General features: G+C 67.4%; 7 protein-coding genes. 4 read left to right on the top strand and 3 right to left on the bottom strand.

Annotated features, from left to right (window positions below; all coding sequences use genetic code 11):
* Positions 1 to 24: 24 nt before the first annotated feature.
* From MAF45_RS05265 to MAF45_RS05255, 3 genes are read left to right on the top strand one after another with little or no spacing between them, the layout of a single operon-like run.
* Complete coding sequence (locus MAF45_RS05265) at positions 25 to 3168, top strand: efflux RND transporter permease subunit (protein ID WP_237978505.1); 3144 nt, start codon at positions 25 to 27, stop codon at positions 3166 to 3168.
* Positions 3126 to 6308, top strand: coding sequence for an efflux RND transporter permease subunit (locus tag MAF45_RS05260; RefSeq protein WP_326520674.1), 3183 nt, complete (start codon positions 3126 to 3128; stop codon positions 6306 to 6308). Before MAF45_RS05265 ends, MAF45_RS05260 begins: the two co-directional genes overlap by 43 nt.
* Positions 6284 to 7753, top strand: coding sequence for an efflux transporter outer membrane subunit (locus MAF45_RS05255; RefSeq protein WP_237978504.1), 1470 nt, complete (start codon positions 6284 to 6286; stop codon positions 7751 to 7753). The genes MAF45_RS05260 and MAF45_RS05255 overlap by 25 nt, the downstream gene beginning before the upstream one ends.
* 44 nt (positions 7754 to 7797) lie before the next feature.
* On the opposite strand, the gene MAF45_RS05250 is transcribed toward MAF45_RS05255, so the two are convergent.
* Positions 7798 to 8700: an HAD-IB family phosphatase gene (locus MAF45_RS05250; protein ID WP_237978503.1), complete on the bottom strand. Its 903-nt coding sequence runs from the start codon at positions 8698 to 8700 to the stop codon at positions 7798 to 7800.
* Positions 8701 to 8736: 36 nt separating this feature from the next.
* Entirely contained in the window at positions 8737 to 12195 is a 3459-nt protein-coding gene (gene mfd / locus MAF45_RS05245) for a transcription-repair coupling factor (protein WP_237978502.1), read from the bottom strand.
* 198 nt (positions 12196 to 12393) lie between these two features.
* On the opposite strand from mfd, the gene ispD reads away from it, so the two are divergent.
* Positions 12394 to 13602 carry a 2-C-methyl-D-erythritol 4-phosphate cytidylyltransferase gene (gene ispD / locus MAF45_RS05240; RefSeq protein WP_237978501.1) on the top strand — a complete coding sequence of 403 codons (1209 nt, stop codon included), beginning with the start codon at positions 12394 to 12396 and terminating at the stop codon, positions 13600 to 13602.
* A 60-nt stretch (positions 13603 to 13662) separates the two neighbouring features.
* On the opposite strand, the gene MAF45_RS05235 is transcribed toward ispD, so the two are convergent.
* The gene (locus MAF45_RS05235; RefSeq protein WP_237978500.1) at positions 13663 to 15081 is read right to left on the bottom strand and encodes an ATP-binding protein; all 1419 of its coding nucleotides are present in this window, start codon (positions 15079 to 15081) and stop codon (positions 13663 to 13665) included.
* Positions 15082 to 15101 lie beyond the last annotated feature (20 nt).

The raw sequence follows: 15101 nt of genomic DNA, 5'->3' as shown, positions 1-15101 counted from the left end.
AGCCGCAGTCTCGCTCGAGCGAACATGAATCTTTCACGCTTATTTATTTTTCGGCCGATCGCGACCCTGCTGCTGACGATAGCGGTGATCCTCGGAGGCCTCCTCGGCTACCGCAGCCTGTCGATCTCCGCGCTGCCCGAAGTCGACTATCCCGTCATCCAGGTGACCACCCTGTTCCCGGGCGCTGGCCCCGAGGTCATGGCCACCAGCGTCACCGCACCCCTGGAGCGCCAGCTCGGGCAGATGTCGGGCCTGAACCAGATGTACTCGGTGAGCTCCGGCGGCACCTCCGTGATCACGCTGCGCTTCAACCTCGAGCTCTCACTTGACGTGGCCGAGCAGGAGGTGCAGGCGGCCATCAACGCCGCGGACTCGCTGCTGCCGTCGGATCTTCCCAACAAGCCCACCTACAAGAAGGTGAACCCGGCCGACACCCCGATCCTCACGCTGGCGGCCACCTCCGACACCCTGCCGCTCACGCAGGTGCAGGACCTCATCAACACGCGGGCCGCTCTGAAGCTGTCGCAGATCTCCGGGGTGGGGCTCGTGAGCCTCGCGGGCGGCCAGCAGCTGGCCGTGCGCATCCGCGTCAACCCCACGGCGCTCGCGAGCCACGGGCTCGCGTTATCGGACGTGAACACCGCGATCAGCAATGCGAACGTGAACGGTTCGAAGGGCGGCTTCGACGGCAACGAGCGCTCGATCACGATCGACGCGAACGATCAGCTGCGCACGCCTGCCGAGTATGAGAACCTCGTGCTCAAGTACGAGGACGGGCAGGCGCTGCACCTGCGCGACGTGGCCCGGGTGGAGTACGCACCGCAGGACGAATACCAGGAGGCCTGGGCCAACGGCAAGCCCGCGATCATCATCAACATCCAGCGCCAGCCGGGCACGAACGTCGTGTCGATCGTCGACAAGATCAAGGCGAAGCTGCCCGAGATTGAGGCCGCGCTGCCCGGATCGGTGAAAATCGCCACGCTCACGGACCGCACCCAGACCATCAGGGCCTCGATCGAGGACGTGCAGTTCGAGCTGATGCTGTCCATCTCGCTGGTGGTCATGGTGTCGTTCCTCTTCCTGCGCACGATCGCCGCGACCTTCATTCCGAGCCTCGCGGTGCCGCTTTCGATCATCGGCACCTTCGGCGTGATGTACCTGGCCGGCTTCTCGCTCAACAACCTCTCGCTCATGGCGCTCACGATCGCGACCGGATTCGTGATTGACGACGCCATCGTGGTGGTGGAGAACATCCAGCGCCACATCGACGACGGGATGAAGCCGCTTGACGCGGCGCTGCAGGGCTCGAAGGAGATCGGCTTCACCATCATGTCGCTCACCATCTCCCTGATCGCGGTGCTGATCCCGCTGCTGTTCATGGGCGATGTCGTGGGCAGGCTTTTCCGCGAGTTCTCGATCACGCTCGCGGTGTCGATCGCGGTTTCCATGTGCGTGTCGCTCACGCTCACCCCGATGCTGTCGGCTTATCTGCTCAGGCATGTGCCGGAGTCCGAGCACAGCCGGATCACGCAGGCCTTCGGGCGGGGCTTTGACTGGCTGCTCAACCTCTACAAGCGCTGCCTGCGCTTCGTGCTCGGGCATCAGAAGGCCACCCTCGCCGTCGCGGTGGGCACTCTAGCCCTCACGGCGGTCCTTTACCTCTGGGTGCCCTCGGGCTTCTTCCCCTCGCAGGACACGGGCGTGATCCAGGGCATCACCGAGGCCCCGGGCGATGTCTCCTTCAAGGAGATGTCGCGCCGCCAGCAGGCCTTGAGCGAGCTCATCCTCAAGGATCCCGCGGTGGCCTCGGTCGCCTCCATCGTCGGCGTCGACGCGACCAACAACTCCTCGCTCAACAACGGCAGGCTGCAGATCACCCTCAAGGACTTCGGCAGCAGGGACGGCGCGAACACCGTGATCGACCGCCTCAGGAAGGCCTCCGGGCAGGTGCCCGGCATCAGGCTCTACGCGATCAAGAGCCAGGACCTCAACGTGGACGACATGGTGACGCCCTCGCAGTACCAGCTCACCTTTGACTCAACCGACCGCGAGGAGCTCGACGAGTGGGTGCCGAAGTTTGTGAAGACCCTGTCGCAGAGGCAGGGCTTCCGCGGCGTGGTGAGCAGCCTTGACAACTCGGGGCGCGTCGCCTACGTCGACATCAACCGCGAGGCGGCCGCGCGCTACGGCATCAGCGCGAGCGACATCGACGCGGCGCTCTACAACGCCTTCGGCCAGAGGCTGATCTCCACCATCTACACCCAGGCGAACCAGTACCGGGTCGTGCTCGAAGTTTCGCCCGACCTCAAAAAGGACCTTTCGGCTTTCTCGAAGGTCTACCTGAAGAGCGGCACGGCCGACTCGAGCGCGACCGGGTCCGACCTCATGGTGCCGCTCTCCAACCTCGTCACCATCTCCGAGAAGACCGGCCCGGTGAGCTACTCGCGCATTTCGCAGACGCCGGCCGCCACCGTCTCGTTCAACCTCGCTGAAGGCTTTTCCATCGAGGAGGCGCGCGAGGCGGTGAGCGAGACTCTGAGCTCGATCAAGATCCCCTCCACGATCCGCGTGAAGCCGCAGGGGGCGCTCTCCTCCTACGAGAGCTCGAACGCGAACACGCTCTGGCTCATCCTCGCCGCGGTCGCCGTGGTCTACGTGGTGCTCGGCGTCCTCTACGAGAGCTGGATCCACCCGGTCACGGTCATCTCCACGCTGCCCTCGGCCGCGATCGGAGCGCTGCTCGCGCTGAAGATCGCGGGGATGGAGTTCACGCTGATCGCGCTGATCGGCATCATCCTGCTCATCGGCATCGTGAAGAAGAACGCCATCATGCTGATCGACTTTGCGCTGGCCGAGCAGCGCGCCGGCAAGCCTCCGTTCGAGGCAATCTACAACGCCTGCCTGCTGCGCTTCCGTCCGATCATGATGACTACCTGCGCGGCCCTGCTCGGGGCGCTGCCGCTCGCGTTCGCCTCGGGCTCGGGGGCGGAGTTCCGCGTTCCGATGGGCATCGTGATCGCCTCGGGGCTGCTCTTCAGCCAGCTGCTCACCCTCTTTACCACGCCTGTGATCTACCTCTTCTTCGAGCGGCTCTCGGGCCGCTATGACGGGGCGGTGTCCTTTGCGTGGCTGAAAAAGCCGGCGGCGGCCGGGGAGGGGGCGTCGTGAACTTCTCCCGGCTTTTCATCCTGAGGCCGATCGCGACGCTGCTCATCTCGCTCACGATCACGGTGCTCGGGGCCGTGGCCTACCGGTTCCTGCCGGTCGCACCGATTCCCCAGGTCGACACGCCCACCATCATGGTGAGCGCGTCGCTGGCCGGCGCGAGCCCTGAGACCATGGCCGCCACGGTGGCGATGCCGCTTGAGAGGGCCATGGGACAGATCGCCGGCATCACCGAGCTCACCTCGAGCTCGAGCCAGGGCTCGACCCGTCTCGTGATCCAATTCGACCTTTCGCGCGACGTCGACGGCGCGGCCCGCGACGTGCAGGCCGCCATCAACGCGGCCCGCACGCTGCTGCCCTCGGCCATGAAGACGCTGCCGACGTACCACAAGGCCAATCCGTCCGACGCCCCGATCGTGATGCTCGCGCTCACCTCCGACAAGCTCAACCGCGGCCAGCTCTACGATCTGGCAAGCTCGAAGCTGCAGCAGCGCATCGCGCAGGTGAAGGGCGTGGGCCAGGTGTCGCTGCGCGGCGGCGCACTGCCCGCCATCCGCATCGACCTCAAGCCGAAGATGCTGGAGAGCCAGGGGATCGCCCTCGACACCGTCCGCTCGGCCATCGAGGCGGCGACCACGGACTCGCCGCGCGGGCTCCTCGCGGGAGACGCGAGCACCTGGTGGATCGAGGCAAACGGCCAGCTCACGCAGGCCTCGGACTACCGCGACATCATCGTCGCCTACAAGAACGGCGCACCGGTGAGGCTGCAGGACGTGGCGAACGTCTACGACTCGGTGCAGGACATCTATTCGGCGGGCTATCTGAACGGCGTGCCCTCGATTTCGATCTCGGTCACGAGGCAGGCCGGGGCGAACATGCTCGAAACGATCCAGGCGATCAAGGACCTGATGCCGTCGCTTAACGCGATGCTGCCCGGGGGCACGAAGCTCACGCTCGCCATCGACCGCTCGACCAACATCCGGGACTCCCTCTACGAGACGGAAAAGACGCTCATCTTCTCTGTGATCCTCGTGATCTGCGTGGTCTACCTGTTTCTCAGGAACGGTCGTGCGGTGCTCATTCCCGCGGCGGCCCTGCCCATTTCGCTCATCGGCACCTTCGGGATCATGTACCTGTGCGGCTACACGCTCGACACCCTGTCCATGATGGCTCTCATCGTGAGCACGGGCTTCGTGGTGGACGACGCGATCGTGGTGCTCGAGAACATCAGCCGGCACATCGAGGAGGGGGCGAGCCCCATGCAGGGGGCGCTCGTGGGCAGCCGCGAGATCAGCTTCACGGTCTTTTCGATGACCTCGTCGCTGATTGCAGTCTTCATTCCGCTTTTTTTCCTCTCGGGCGTGATCGGGCGCTACTTCCGGGAATTTGCCGTGACGCTGGCCGCCGCGCTCGTGGTCTCGATGTTCGTTTCTCTCACGCTCACCCCGATGCTGAGCGGACGGCTGCTGGGGCGGCCGCAGGCCCGGGCCCCTGCGAGCGGCAGGCGGAATCCCGTCGTGCGGCTGTTCGACAGCTTCAGCCGCTTTCTAAAGAAGCTGCACGCGGGCTACGTGAAAAGCCTCGGGGGCGTGATGCGGCACAAGGCCCTCACGCTCTTCATCCTGCTGCTCACGGTCGCGGGCAACGTCTTCCTCTTCATCGTGATCGACAAGGGGCTCTTCCCCAACCAGGACACCGGCATGCTGATGGGCGCGGTGCGCGCCGACCAGGCGACGAGCTTCACCGCGATGGAGCCGGTGCTCAGCCAGGTGGCCGCGCGGATCGAAAAGGATCCCGACGTGCGCTACGTGATCTCCTCGACGGGAGGCGGGGGCTTCGGCTCGCGCAACACCGGCATGTTCTTCGTGCGCCTGAAGACCTGGGGGACGCAGCGCCACGCCTCGGCCGCGGAAATCGCCAATCGGCTCACCCGGCAGGGTTCGGGCGTTCCCGGCGCGCAGCTGTTCATGATGGCCGCGCAGGACTTCCGCATCGGCGGCAGGAGCGCGAACGCGACCTACCAGTACAGCCTGCAGTGCGACAACCTGGAGACGCTGCGGGCCTGGAGCCCGAAGGTCTACGCGGTGATGGCCGGGCTCAAGGAGCTCACGAGCGTTGACACCGACGAGGAGTCGGGCGGCATCGAGGCGAAGCTCGAGATCGACCGCGAGGCCGCGGCCCGCTACGGGCTGGATGTGAGGGACATCGATACGTTCCTGAACAACGCCTTCGCGCAGCGCCAGATCGCCACCCAGTACCAGGTGCTCAACCAGTACTACAGCATCATCGGACTCGATCGCAGCTGGACGAAGGATCCGCAGGTGCTCAGCCGGCTGCGGGTCACGACCTCCTCGGGAGAGCTCGTGCCCGTCTCGGCTTTCGCGAAGATCACCTATGCGGCCACGCCCCTGTCGGTCGCTCACCAGTCGCAGATGGCGACCACGACGATCGCCTTCAACCTGGCCGACGGGGTGACCCTGAGCCAGGCCAAGGAAGCGATTGACCGCGCGCTGGTCTCGATCGGGCTGCCCGATGATATCCACGGCAGCATGCAGGGCACCGCCAAGACCTACGACAAGCTGGTCGCGCAGATGCCGGTGCTGATCGCGGGCGCGATCGTGGTGATCTACATCCTGCTCGGCATCCTCTACGAGAGCTGGATACACCCGCTCACCATCATCTCGACGCTGCCCTCGGCGGGCATCGGCGCGATGCTGCTCATGATGGCCACGGGAACGCCGCTTACCGTGATCGCGTTCGTGGGCATCCTGCTGCTGATCGGCATCGTGAAGAAAAACGGCATTCTGATGGTGGACTTCGCGATCGCCGCCCAGCGCTCCGGGATGACGCCCGAGCAGGCCGTCATCACGGCCTGCGACAAGCGCTTTCGGCCGATCCTGATGACCTCGCTTGCCGCCTTTTTCGGCGCGGTCCCGCTCATCATCCAGACCGGCGCGAACGGTTCCTTCAACCGGCCGCTGGGCATCGCGATCTGCGGCGGCCTGGTGGTGAGCCAGGTGCTCACGCTTTATACGACGCCGGTCGTTTACGTATACCTCGACCGGGTCGGCTCGAAGGTGAAGGCGGTCCGCCATCGCATTGCCTCGAAGCTGTTTGCATGGCGAGAGCCCGCGGGCTCGTGATGGAGAAAGTCACTGACATGAAGCAACACAACAAGAAAGTCCTCTGCGTGTGGTCGGCCGCCGCAGTTCTCGCCTCGCTTCTGGCGGGCTGCGCGGTGGGTCCGGACTACAGGGCCCCTGACGCCTCCTCGGCGCCCGCTTCCTTCAAGGAGGCGGCCCCCGAGGGCTGGAAGAGCGCCAGCCCGGCCGACTCCGAGCTGAAGGGCGAATGGTGGAGGATGTACGGCGACCCGGTGCTCAATGATCTGGAGGCCCGGGTGGTCTCCGGAAACCAGACAGTGGCCCAGTACGTCGCGAGCTTCGAGAAGGCTGCGGCCCTGGTCTCCGAGTACGAGGCCTCGCTTTATCCGGCGGTGAACGCCGGCGCCTCCGGGTCGAGAAGCCGCCAGAGCGGCCGCACGGGCAACAGCGTGTCGCTCACCGCCTCCCTGTCCTGGGAGCTCGACCTGTGGGGCAAGCTGCGCCGGCAGGTGACCGAGGAGAAGGCGCTCGCGCAGGCCGCGGAGGCCGATCTGGCCAACGCCGCGCTTTCTGCGCAGGCGAGCCTCGCGCGCAACTACTTCACGCTCCGCTCGCTGGATGAGCGCATCGCGCTCTACGAGGAGACGATCCGTGCCTATGAGTCGAACGTGCGGGTGCTGCAGAACAAATACCGCTCCGGCGCCGTCGTGAAGTCCGACCTCACGCAGGCCGAGCAGAGCCTGTATTCGGCCCGCTCATCGAAGGCCTCGCTCGAGGCCGAGCGCGCTCAGTACGAGCACGCCATCGCGGTACTGACCGGCCGGGCCCCGGCGGAGTTCAGCCTGCCGGCCTCCGCCTCTGCGCTGCCGGCCGTGCCCGCCGTCCCCGCTGGGGTGCCCTCGAGGCTGCTCGAGCGCCGGCCCGACATCGCCTCGGCCGAGCGCAGCATGGCCGCCGCCAACGAGGAGATCGGGATCGCGATCGCGGGCTATTACCCGGATCTGACGCTCACGGGCGAGACCGGGTACTCGGGCTCGAGGCTCTCGCACTTTGTGAACGCCCCCCATTTCCTCTGGTCTCTCGGCGCCTCGGCCGCCGCGCCGCTCTTTGACGCGGGGAAGACCTCTTCGCGCGTGAGGCAGGCGAAGGCCGACTACGAAAAGAGCGTGGCCTCCTACAGGGAGACGGTGCTCGAGGCCTTCCAGGGCGTGGAGGACTACCTCGCGGCCGCAAGGCTCCTCGAGCGCGAGATCGAGCAGAGCGAACGGGGCCTGCAGGCGGCCGCCGAGACCGCCCGCGTGAAGTCGAGCCAGTACGCGGAGGGCATGATCGACTACACCGACGTGTACACCTCCGAGACGACGAGGCTGTCGAGTCAGCAGAGCCTGATTTCGCTTAAGGCCGATGCGCTGGTGAACAGCGTGCGGCTGATCGAGGCGCTGGGCGGAGGCTGGGAAGGCCTCGGAAAGGCCAGGGAGCGCTGAAAAAAGCCTCCCCCGCCTCTCCTTTGAAGGCAGGCGGGTCTTTTTCAGCCCCCGGCAAGGGCCGCCTGCCGCCAGTGCTCGCCGTCCTCGAACCAGGAGAGGACGGAGTCGAGCCCCAGGTGGTTCACCTGCAGGGCGACAAGAGCGCGCACGCGGGGCTTTGCGTGATAGGCGACGCCCAGGCCCGCGAAGCGCAGCATCGGCACGTCATTCCAGCCGTCGCCCAGGGTGATCAGCTGCTTAGGCTCCGCGCCCGCGTCGCGGCAGAGCTGCTCGACCATCCGGCGCTTGCCCTCGCCGTCGATGATCTCGCCCCCGTTCTCCTGCGGCCCGGCGACCCGCCCGGTGAGCACCCCGTCCTTCACCTCGAGCCGGTTGCAGCGCCAGCCCTCGGCTGCGAAATGCCGCGCCCCGGCCTCCATGATCTGGTCGAAGCCCGCCGAGACGATGTAGCGGCGCAGCCCCGAGGCCCGGAAGGCGGCCATCAGGGTCTCGGCGCCGGGGTTGTAGCGCAGGCCCGAGGCGTAGTCCGTGAAGGCCCGCTCGGGGCAGCCCGCGATGAGGCGGATGCGCTCGCGGAGGCTTTCCGAATAGTTGCGGATCTCGCCCCTCATCGCCCGATCCGTGACGCGCGCGATCTCTTCGCCGTAGCCCTCGCGGCGGGCCACCTGATCGAGCGTCTCCTCGGCGCAGAGCGTGCTGTCGAAGTCGCTCGCGGCGACGCGAAAGTCCGTGAGAAGCAGCCCCGCGGGCACGACCGCCGCGTCCAGCCCCAGGGCGTCGAGCCCGGGCAGGAGAGCACGGGCCCGCGCGGGGTCGACCGCGCGCAGCCTCACCGCGCCCGGGCCTGCGGGGACCCGCTCTGCGGAAAGCTCCAGAGCGGCCTGCGGCAGGGCCGAGGCCGCAAGGCCCGGGCCCTGAATCACCAGGTCAAAGGTTCTGTCCATAAGCTGTCCTCCTTGTTTTTCCTTTCCAGGCCCCTTTCAGGCGAGCTTCGCGAGGAAGCCGCGCAGCATCGCGACGCGGTCCTTCGCTTCGGGCAGGCTCTGCGTGATCTTAATGCGCTGTGGACCTGCCATGCGCACGTCGGTGCGGCTCTGCATGAGGTCGATCAGCTTCAGGGGCTCGAACTTCGGGTGCTCGGAGACGGTGATGAGGGTCGCCTCGTGCGAGGAGTCGATCTTCTTGATGCCGAGCCCCTCGCAGACGAGCCGCAGCCTGTGCGTCGCGACCAGCATCCGGGCGGGGTCGGGCGGCTCGCCGTAGCGGTCGGCGAGGTCCTCGACCACGTCGTTGAGGGCTGCCGCGTCGGAGGCCGCTGCGAGCGCCTTGTAAAAGGAGAGCCTCTGGCCGACGTCGGGCACGTAGTCCGAGGGCAGCAGCGCCGGGGCGTGCAGGTTGATCTCCGCCACCGAGGCGAACGGATGCTCGATGTCGGGCGTCTCGCCCCTGCGGAGCGACCGCACCGCGTCCTGAAGCATCTGGTTGTAGAGGTCGAATCCGACGTTCGCAATCTCGCCTGACTGGCGCTCGCCCAGCACCTCGCCCGCGCCGCGGATCTCCAGGTCGTGCATGGCGAGGTAAAAGCCGCTGCCCAGCTCCTCGAGGTTCTGCAGGGCCTCGAGCCGCTTCTCGGCGTTTTTCGTAATCGAGGCCTCGGGCGGCACGAGCAGGTAGGCGTAGGCCTGGTGGTGGCTGCGCCCGACGCGCCCGCGCAGCTGGTGCAGCTGCGCGAGCCCCAGCTTGTCGGCCCGGTGGATGATGATCGTGTTGGCCGTCGGGATGTCGATGCCGGTTTCGATGATGGTCGTGCACAGCAGCACGTTGTACTTCTGCTGGTAGAACTCGCGCATCACGTGCTCGAGCTCGCGCTCCGGCATCTGCCCGTGGGCGACCGCGATGCGCGCCTCGGGCACGAGCTCCGAGAGCCGCTCGAAGCGGCTTTGGATCGTCTCCACCTCGTTGTGCAGGAAGTAGACCTGGCCGCCGCGCTTGAGCTCGCGCAGGATCGCTTCTCGGATGAGCGCGTTGCTCTCGGGCCTCACGAAGGTCTTCACGGCGAGGCGCTTCTCGGGGGCGGTCGCGATCACCGAGAAGTCCCTCACGCCCTCGAGCGACATCGAAAGCGTCCTCGGGATCGGGGTGGCGGTGAGGGTGAGCACGTCGACCTCGGCCCGCAGCTCCTTGAGCTTTTCCTTCTGCCGCACGCCGAAGCGGTGCTCCTCGTCAACCACGACGAGGCCGAGGGAGGCGAACTTCACGCTCTCGGAGAGAAGCTTGTGGGTGCCGATCACGATGTCGGCGGTTCCGTCGGCCAGCGCCTTGAGCGCCGCGGCCGTCTCCTTCGCGCTCCTGAAGCGCGACAGTTCGACCACCGTCACCGGCCAGCTTGCGAACCGGTCCCGGAAGGTCTGGGCGTGCTGCTCGGCCAGCAGCGTGGTCGGGCAGAGCACCGCCACCTGCCGGCCGCTCATCACGGCGAGGAACGCCGCGCGCAGCGCGACCTCGGTCTTGCCGAAGCCCACGTCGCCGCACACGAGCCGGTCCATGGGGCGGCCGCTCGTCATGTCGGAGATCACCGCGTCGATCGCGGCCTGCTGGTCGGCGGTCTCCTCAAAGGGGAAGCCCTCGGCGAAGTGCTCCATGTCCTCCTGCGGGCACGAAAAGACGAGCCCGGGACGGCTCGCGCGCCGGGCGTAGAGGTTGAGCAGCTCCGCGGCGGTGTCGCGGACCTGCTCGGAGGCCTTTTTCTTCGCCTTCTCCCAGTCGCCCCGGCCGAGCCTGTGCAGGGGGGCGTGCTCGCGGTCCGCGCCGCTGTAGCGCGAAATGAGGTGCAGCTGGGAGACCGGCACGTAGAGCTTCGCGCCCTGCGCGTACTCGAGCTGCAGGCACTCGGATAGTCCCTCCTGCGTCTCGAGCGTGACAAGGCCCTCGTAGCGGCCGATGCCGTGCTCGACGTGGACGACGGGGTCTCCGATGCGCAGCTCCGAGAGATCGCGGATCATCGCGTCGATGTTCGTGCGGTGCTCGCGGCGGCGGCTGCGGCGGCGGGGCCCCGCGCGGTACAGCTCTGTCTCGGTCACGAGCGCGAGGTGCTCTTCGCGCAGCAGCAGCCCGCGCGACAGCGGGGCGTGGGTGATCGCGAAGCCCTGGCCGCCCTCGACGAAGGCCTCGAAGGAGCCGCACGGTTCGGGCTCGAGCCCGTGCTCGCGGAAGAGCTCCCGCACCGTCTCCTCGCGCCCGGGAGAGGCTGCGGCGACCAGAACCCGCAGCTTTTCCGCGCGCGCCGAGCCGAGCCACTTCCTGAAGCCCGCGAGGGGATCCTTCGCTCGGCGGTCGACGGCAAGCGGCGGCAGGGGCGATTCGGACCCGGTCTCGAGCTTCCAGTGCGGCAGGGGCCCGAGCGTTTTGAAGAACTCCTCGGAGGTGAGATAGAGCGCCTCGGGCGGCAGCGCCGGCCGCTCGGCGTCGTGCGAGAGAAAAACGTAGCGCTGCCGGGTCTCCGACATGAACCGCTCGAGGGTGTCGCTCACAGGGCCGGCGAGAAGGAACTTCGCGTCTTCGCCCGCGTAGTCGAAGATCGTGGCGGTCTGCTCGAAGAAAAGCGGCAGGTAGTACTCGATTCCCGCGGGGGCGACGTGCGAGGCGATGTCGCGCACGACCGGGCTCGAGGCGGGGGCCTTCGGGAAGGTCTTCTGCCAGTTCTTGCGGAAGAGCTGCGTGCCCGCTTCGTCCATCGGGAACTCGCGGCCGGGCAGGATGCGCACGGTCTGCACGTCGCCGGTCGTGCGCTGCGTGGTCTCGTCGAAGGTCCGCAGCGTCTCGATCTCGTCGTCGAAGAGCCCGATGCGGTAGGGCGAGGGGGCGCCCATCGGGTAGATGTCGATGATTTCCCCGCGCACGCAGAACTCGCCCGGAGCCATCACCTGGCTCACGGCCGAGTATCCGGCCATGACGAGCCGGCGCTTGAAGTCCGTGGTGGAGATGACGTCGCCGCGGCTGAAGAAAAAAGTGGTCGCCGAGACGAAGGCGGGGGGCGGCAGCCTCAGGCTCGCCGTGGTCGCCGAGACGAGCAGTACGTCGATGCCGCCGCGGGAGGCGGCCCGCCGCCCCGGCACCCGGGAGGCGAGCCGAAAGAGCGTCTCGAGCCGTTCGGAGACGAGGTCCTCGTGCGGCGAGATCATGTCGTAGGGCAGCGTTTCCCAGTCGGGGAAGACGCGCACGGACAGCTGCGGCTCGTACCAGGAGATCTCCTCGGCGAGGCGGTCCGGATCCGAGGCGTCCGCGCAGAGCACGATAAGGGGGGCCGCGTGCTGCGCGCACTCGCGCGCCGCGAGCGCGGCCGCCAGGGCGTCGCTTACGCCCGGGGCGGCGGTGAGCCGCCGGTTCGTCCCCGCATGGGGTTCAAAGAGCTTTTCAGAGAGCAGGCCTTCGAAGGTCATGGATGATTGCCAGTGCGCTGTATGGCGGCCGCCCTGCGCCCCTTGGCCGGGGAAGGCGGCTCCTGCCGGAAGAAAGAGGGCGGCCCGCTTTCCAGGCCGCCGCCATTCCGATTATATTCAGTAGCGCGGCCGGGCCCGCAGCGGGTCCGGCCCAGCGTTTCTTTCCGAGGAAGACCACTTTTTCAAAGCGGAGGGCCGATGAGGCAGACCAAACCAGCCGAGGGGGCGTCCCCCAGAGTTTTCGCCCTTGTTCCTGCGGCCGGGGTCGGCTCCCGCATGGGGCTCGGACGGCCCAAGCAGTACATGGATCTCGCGGGGCGCACGATGCTCGAGGCGACGCTCGAGGCACTGTCGGCCCTGAAGGAGCTCTCGTGCATCGCCGTGGTGGTCTCCCCGGACGATCCTTGGATCGGCGGCCTCAGGCTGCCCGCCTCCGCCCGGGTGGTGAGAAGGGGCGGCGCGAGCCGCGCGGAGACGGTCCGCGGGGGGCTCGAGTGGTTGCTGCGGGAGGCGCGTCCCGCGGCGCGGCCTGACGACTGGGTGATGGTGCACGACGCGGCGCGGCCCTTCGTGCCGCGCGAAGACCTCGAGCGGCTGCTGGCTGCGGCGCGCTCGGGGGGCGGCAGCGGGGCGATTCTCGCCCTTCCCATGACCGACACCGTCAAGCGCGTTGACCGCTCGGGGCGGGTGCTGGAGACGCTCGACCGCAGTGAGCTCTTCCGGGCCGCCACGCCGCAGGTGTTCCGGGCCGGGGAGCTCGCGGCCGCGCTCTCAGGAGACCTTTCGGGCGTGACCGATGAGTCTTCGGCGATCGAGCGCTCGGGCGGCGAGGTGCGCGTCGTGTCCGGCAGCCTCTGCAATTTCAAGGTGACGCTGCCCGGCGACGCGCGGATCGCGAGGCTCATCGCCCGCGAAGGAGAGGAGAAGATGGATTTGCGAGTGGGACAGGGCTGGGACATCCACAGGCTTGAAGCGGGCCGCAGGCTGATCCTGGGCGGGGTTGAGATCCCCTTTGAAAAAGGGCTCGCGGGGCACTCGGACGCCGACGCGCTGCTGCACGCGGTGACCGACGCGGTGCTCGGGGCCGCGGGACTGGGCGACATCGGGGAGATGTTTTCGCCCGCGGAGGCGCGCTGGAAGGACGCGGACAGCCGCGAGCTGCTCGCCCGCGCGATGGAGCGCGTGCGGGGGGCCGGCTGGGAGGTCGTGAATCTGGATGCCACGGTGACCGCCGAGCGCCCGAGGCTCACGCCCTGGAAGAGCGCGATCCGCGCGAGCGTGGCCGCGGCGCTGGGTGTTCCCGAGGCGCTCGTGAACGTGAAGGCGAAGACCAAGGAAGGCCAGGACGCGGTGGGCGAGGGGCTGGCGATCGAGGCCTCGGCCGCCGTGCTGCTCAAAAAAGCCTGAGGCGCGGCGGGGCTCAGGGCCCCGCCTCAAAAGAGGCCTTGCGCCCGGAGGAGAGCCGGGTCAGGGCTTGTCCTTCCCCCCGGCGGCGGGCTCCTGGGACTCCTTCTTTTTATCGTCCTTGCGGCGGGTCTTCTTCGGGGGCTCTGCGACGGGGAAGCGGATTTCGACCGCGAGCCCGCTCGGGTTGTTCTTCGAGAGCTTCACCGCGCCGCCCGAGCGCTTCGCGATCCGGTCGACGATCGCGAGCCCGAGACCCGAGCCCGTCGAGCCCGTGCGGGCCTTCTCGCCGCGCTCGAAGGGCCGCAGCACGCGCTCCATCTCGGACTCGGGCAGCCCCCTGCCGTGGTCGCAGATCGACAGCAGCGCCTGCCCGTTTTGTATTCCGACGTTCACGAAAACCTCGAGTCTGCCGTCCTCGCAGCGCCCGTAGCGGCTCGCATTGACGAGCAGGTTCTGTACGATGCGGCCGATCTCGACCGGGTGGGCCATGATGAAGACGTCCTTGCGGATCACGCAGTCGAGCGAGACTTTCGGGTCCTCGTCCATCCGGGAAGTGGCGATCGCCGAGGCGACGGTCTCGCCCAGGTTCGTGAGCTCGAGCGGCGTGTTCGAGCGCCTCGCATAGGCGAGGAACTGGTTGACGATGTTCTCCATCTGCTCGAGGTCCTGCACCATGGCGTTTCTCGAGTCCTCGGGCAGCGAGGCGAGCTCGACCTCGAGCCGCAGCCTCGTGATTGGGGTGCGCAGGTCGTGGCTCACGCCCGCGAGCAGTAGCTCGCGGTCCTCTTCCATGCGCGCGAGGTCGAGCACCATCGTATTGAAGGCGCGGTTCACCTCGCGAATCTCCTTGGGGCCCGCGTCCGGGAGCTTGTCGGGAACTTTGCCGTGGCCCAGCGCCTGGGCGGCGCGCGTGAGGTTGGCGAGCGGCTCGACGATGTGGCGCGTGAGCATCGTCGCGCCGATCGTGGAGAGCAGGAAGGCGATCAGCGCCCACCACAGCCAGTTCGAGCCTGAGGGCTTGTCGAAGATGTTCTGACGGGTCATGAGCCAGTACTCGTCGCCATCGATCGACAGCGACACCCACAGCCCGGGCTCGCCGTTCACGCGGCCTGCAAGCACGGTGTCGTCGCCCAGGTCCTCCTTCACCATCGACTCGATCAGCTCGACTGTCGCATTCTGCTTGAGCGGCTCGACCCGGTCGCCCGGCTCCTTGGGAAGGATCCGGATCTCGAGCGAGGCGAGGCTTGTGAGCAGGTCGGTGCGGTAGAGGGGGTCCGCCGACACCAGGGCGAAGCGCGTGAGGTTCGTCATTGAGACGATCTGCATTTCAACGCCCTTGGCGACCGGCAGCTCATTGAAGGTCCAGTACGTCTGCAGTCCCCCCAGCACGGACAGCGTGATGAGGAGCATCAGCATGGTGAAGGTGCGCCAGAACATGCTGGAGCCCCGGTAGGTCAGCTCTTCCCGATCCTTGCTCATAAGCCTGTGATTCTAAGGGC

This window comes from Mesosutterella porci, from assembly GCF_022134585.1.
Taxonomy (GTDB): Bacteria; Pseudomonadota; Gammaproteobacteria; order Burkholderiales; family Burkholderiaceae_F; genus Mesosutterella; species Mesosutterella porci.
This window is presented reverse-complemented; position numbering and strand designations above follow the sequence as displayed.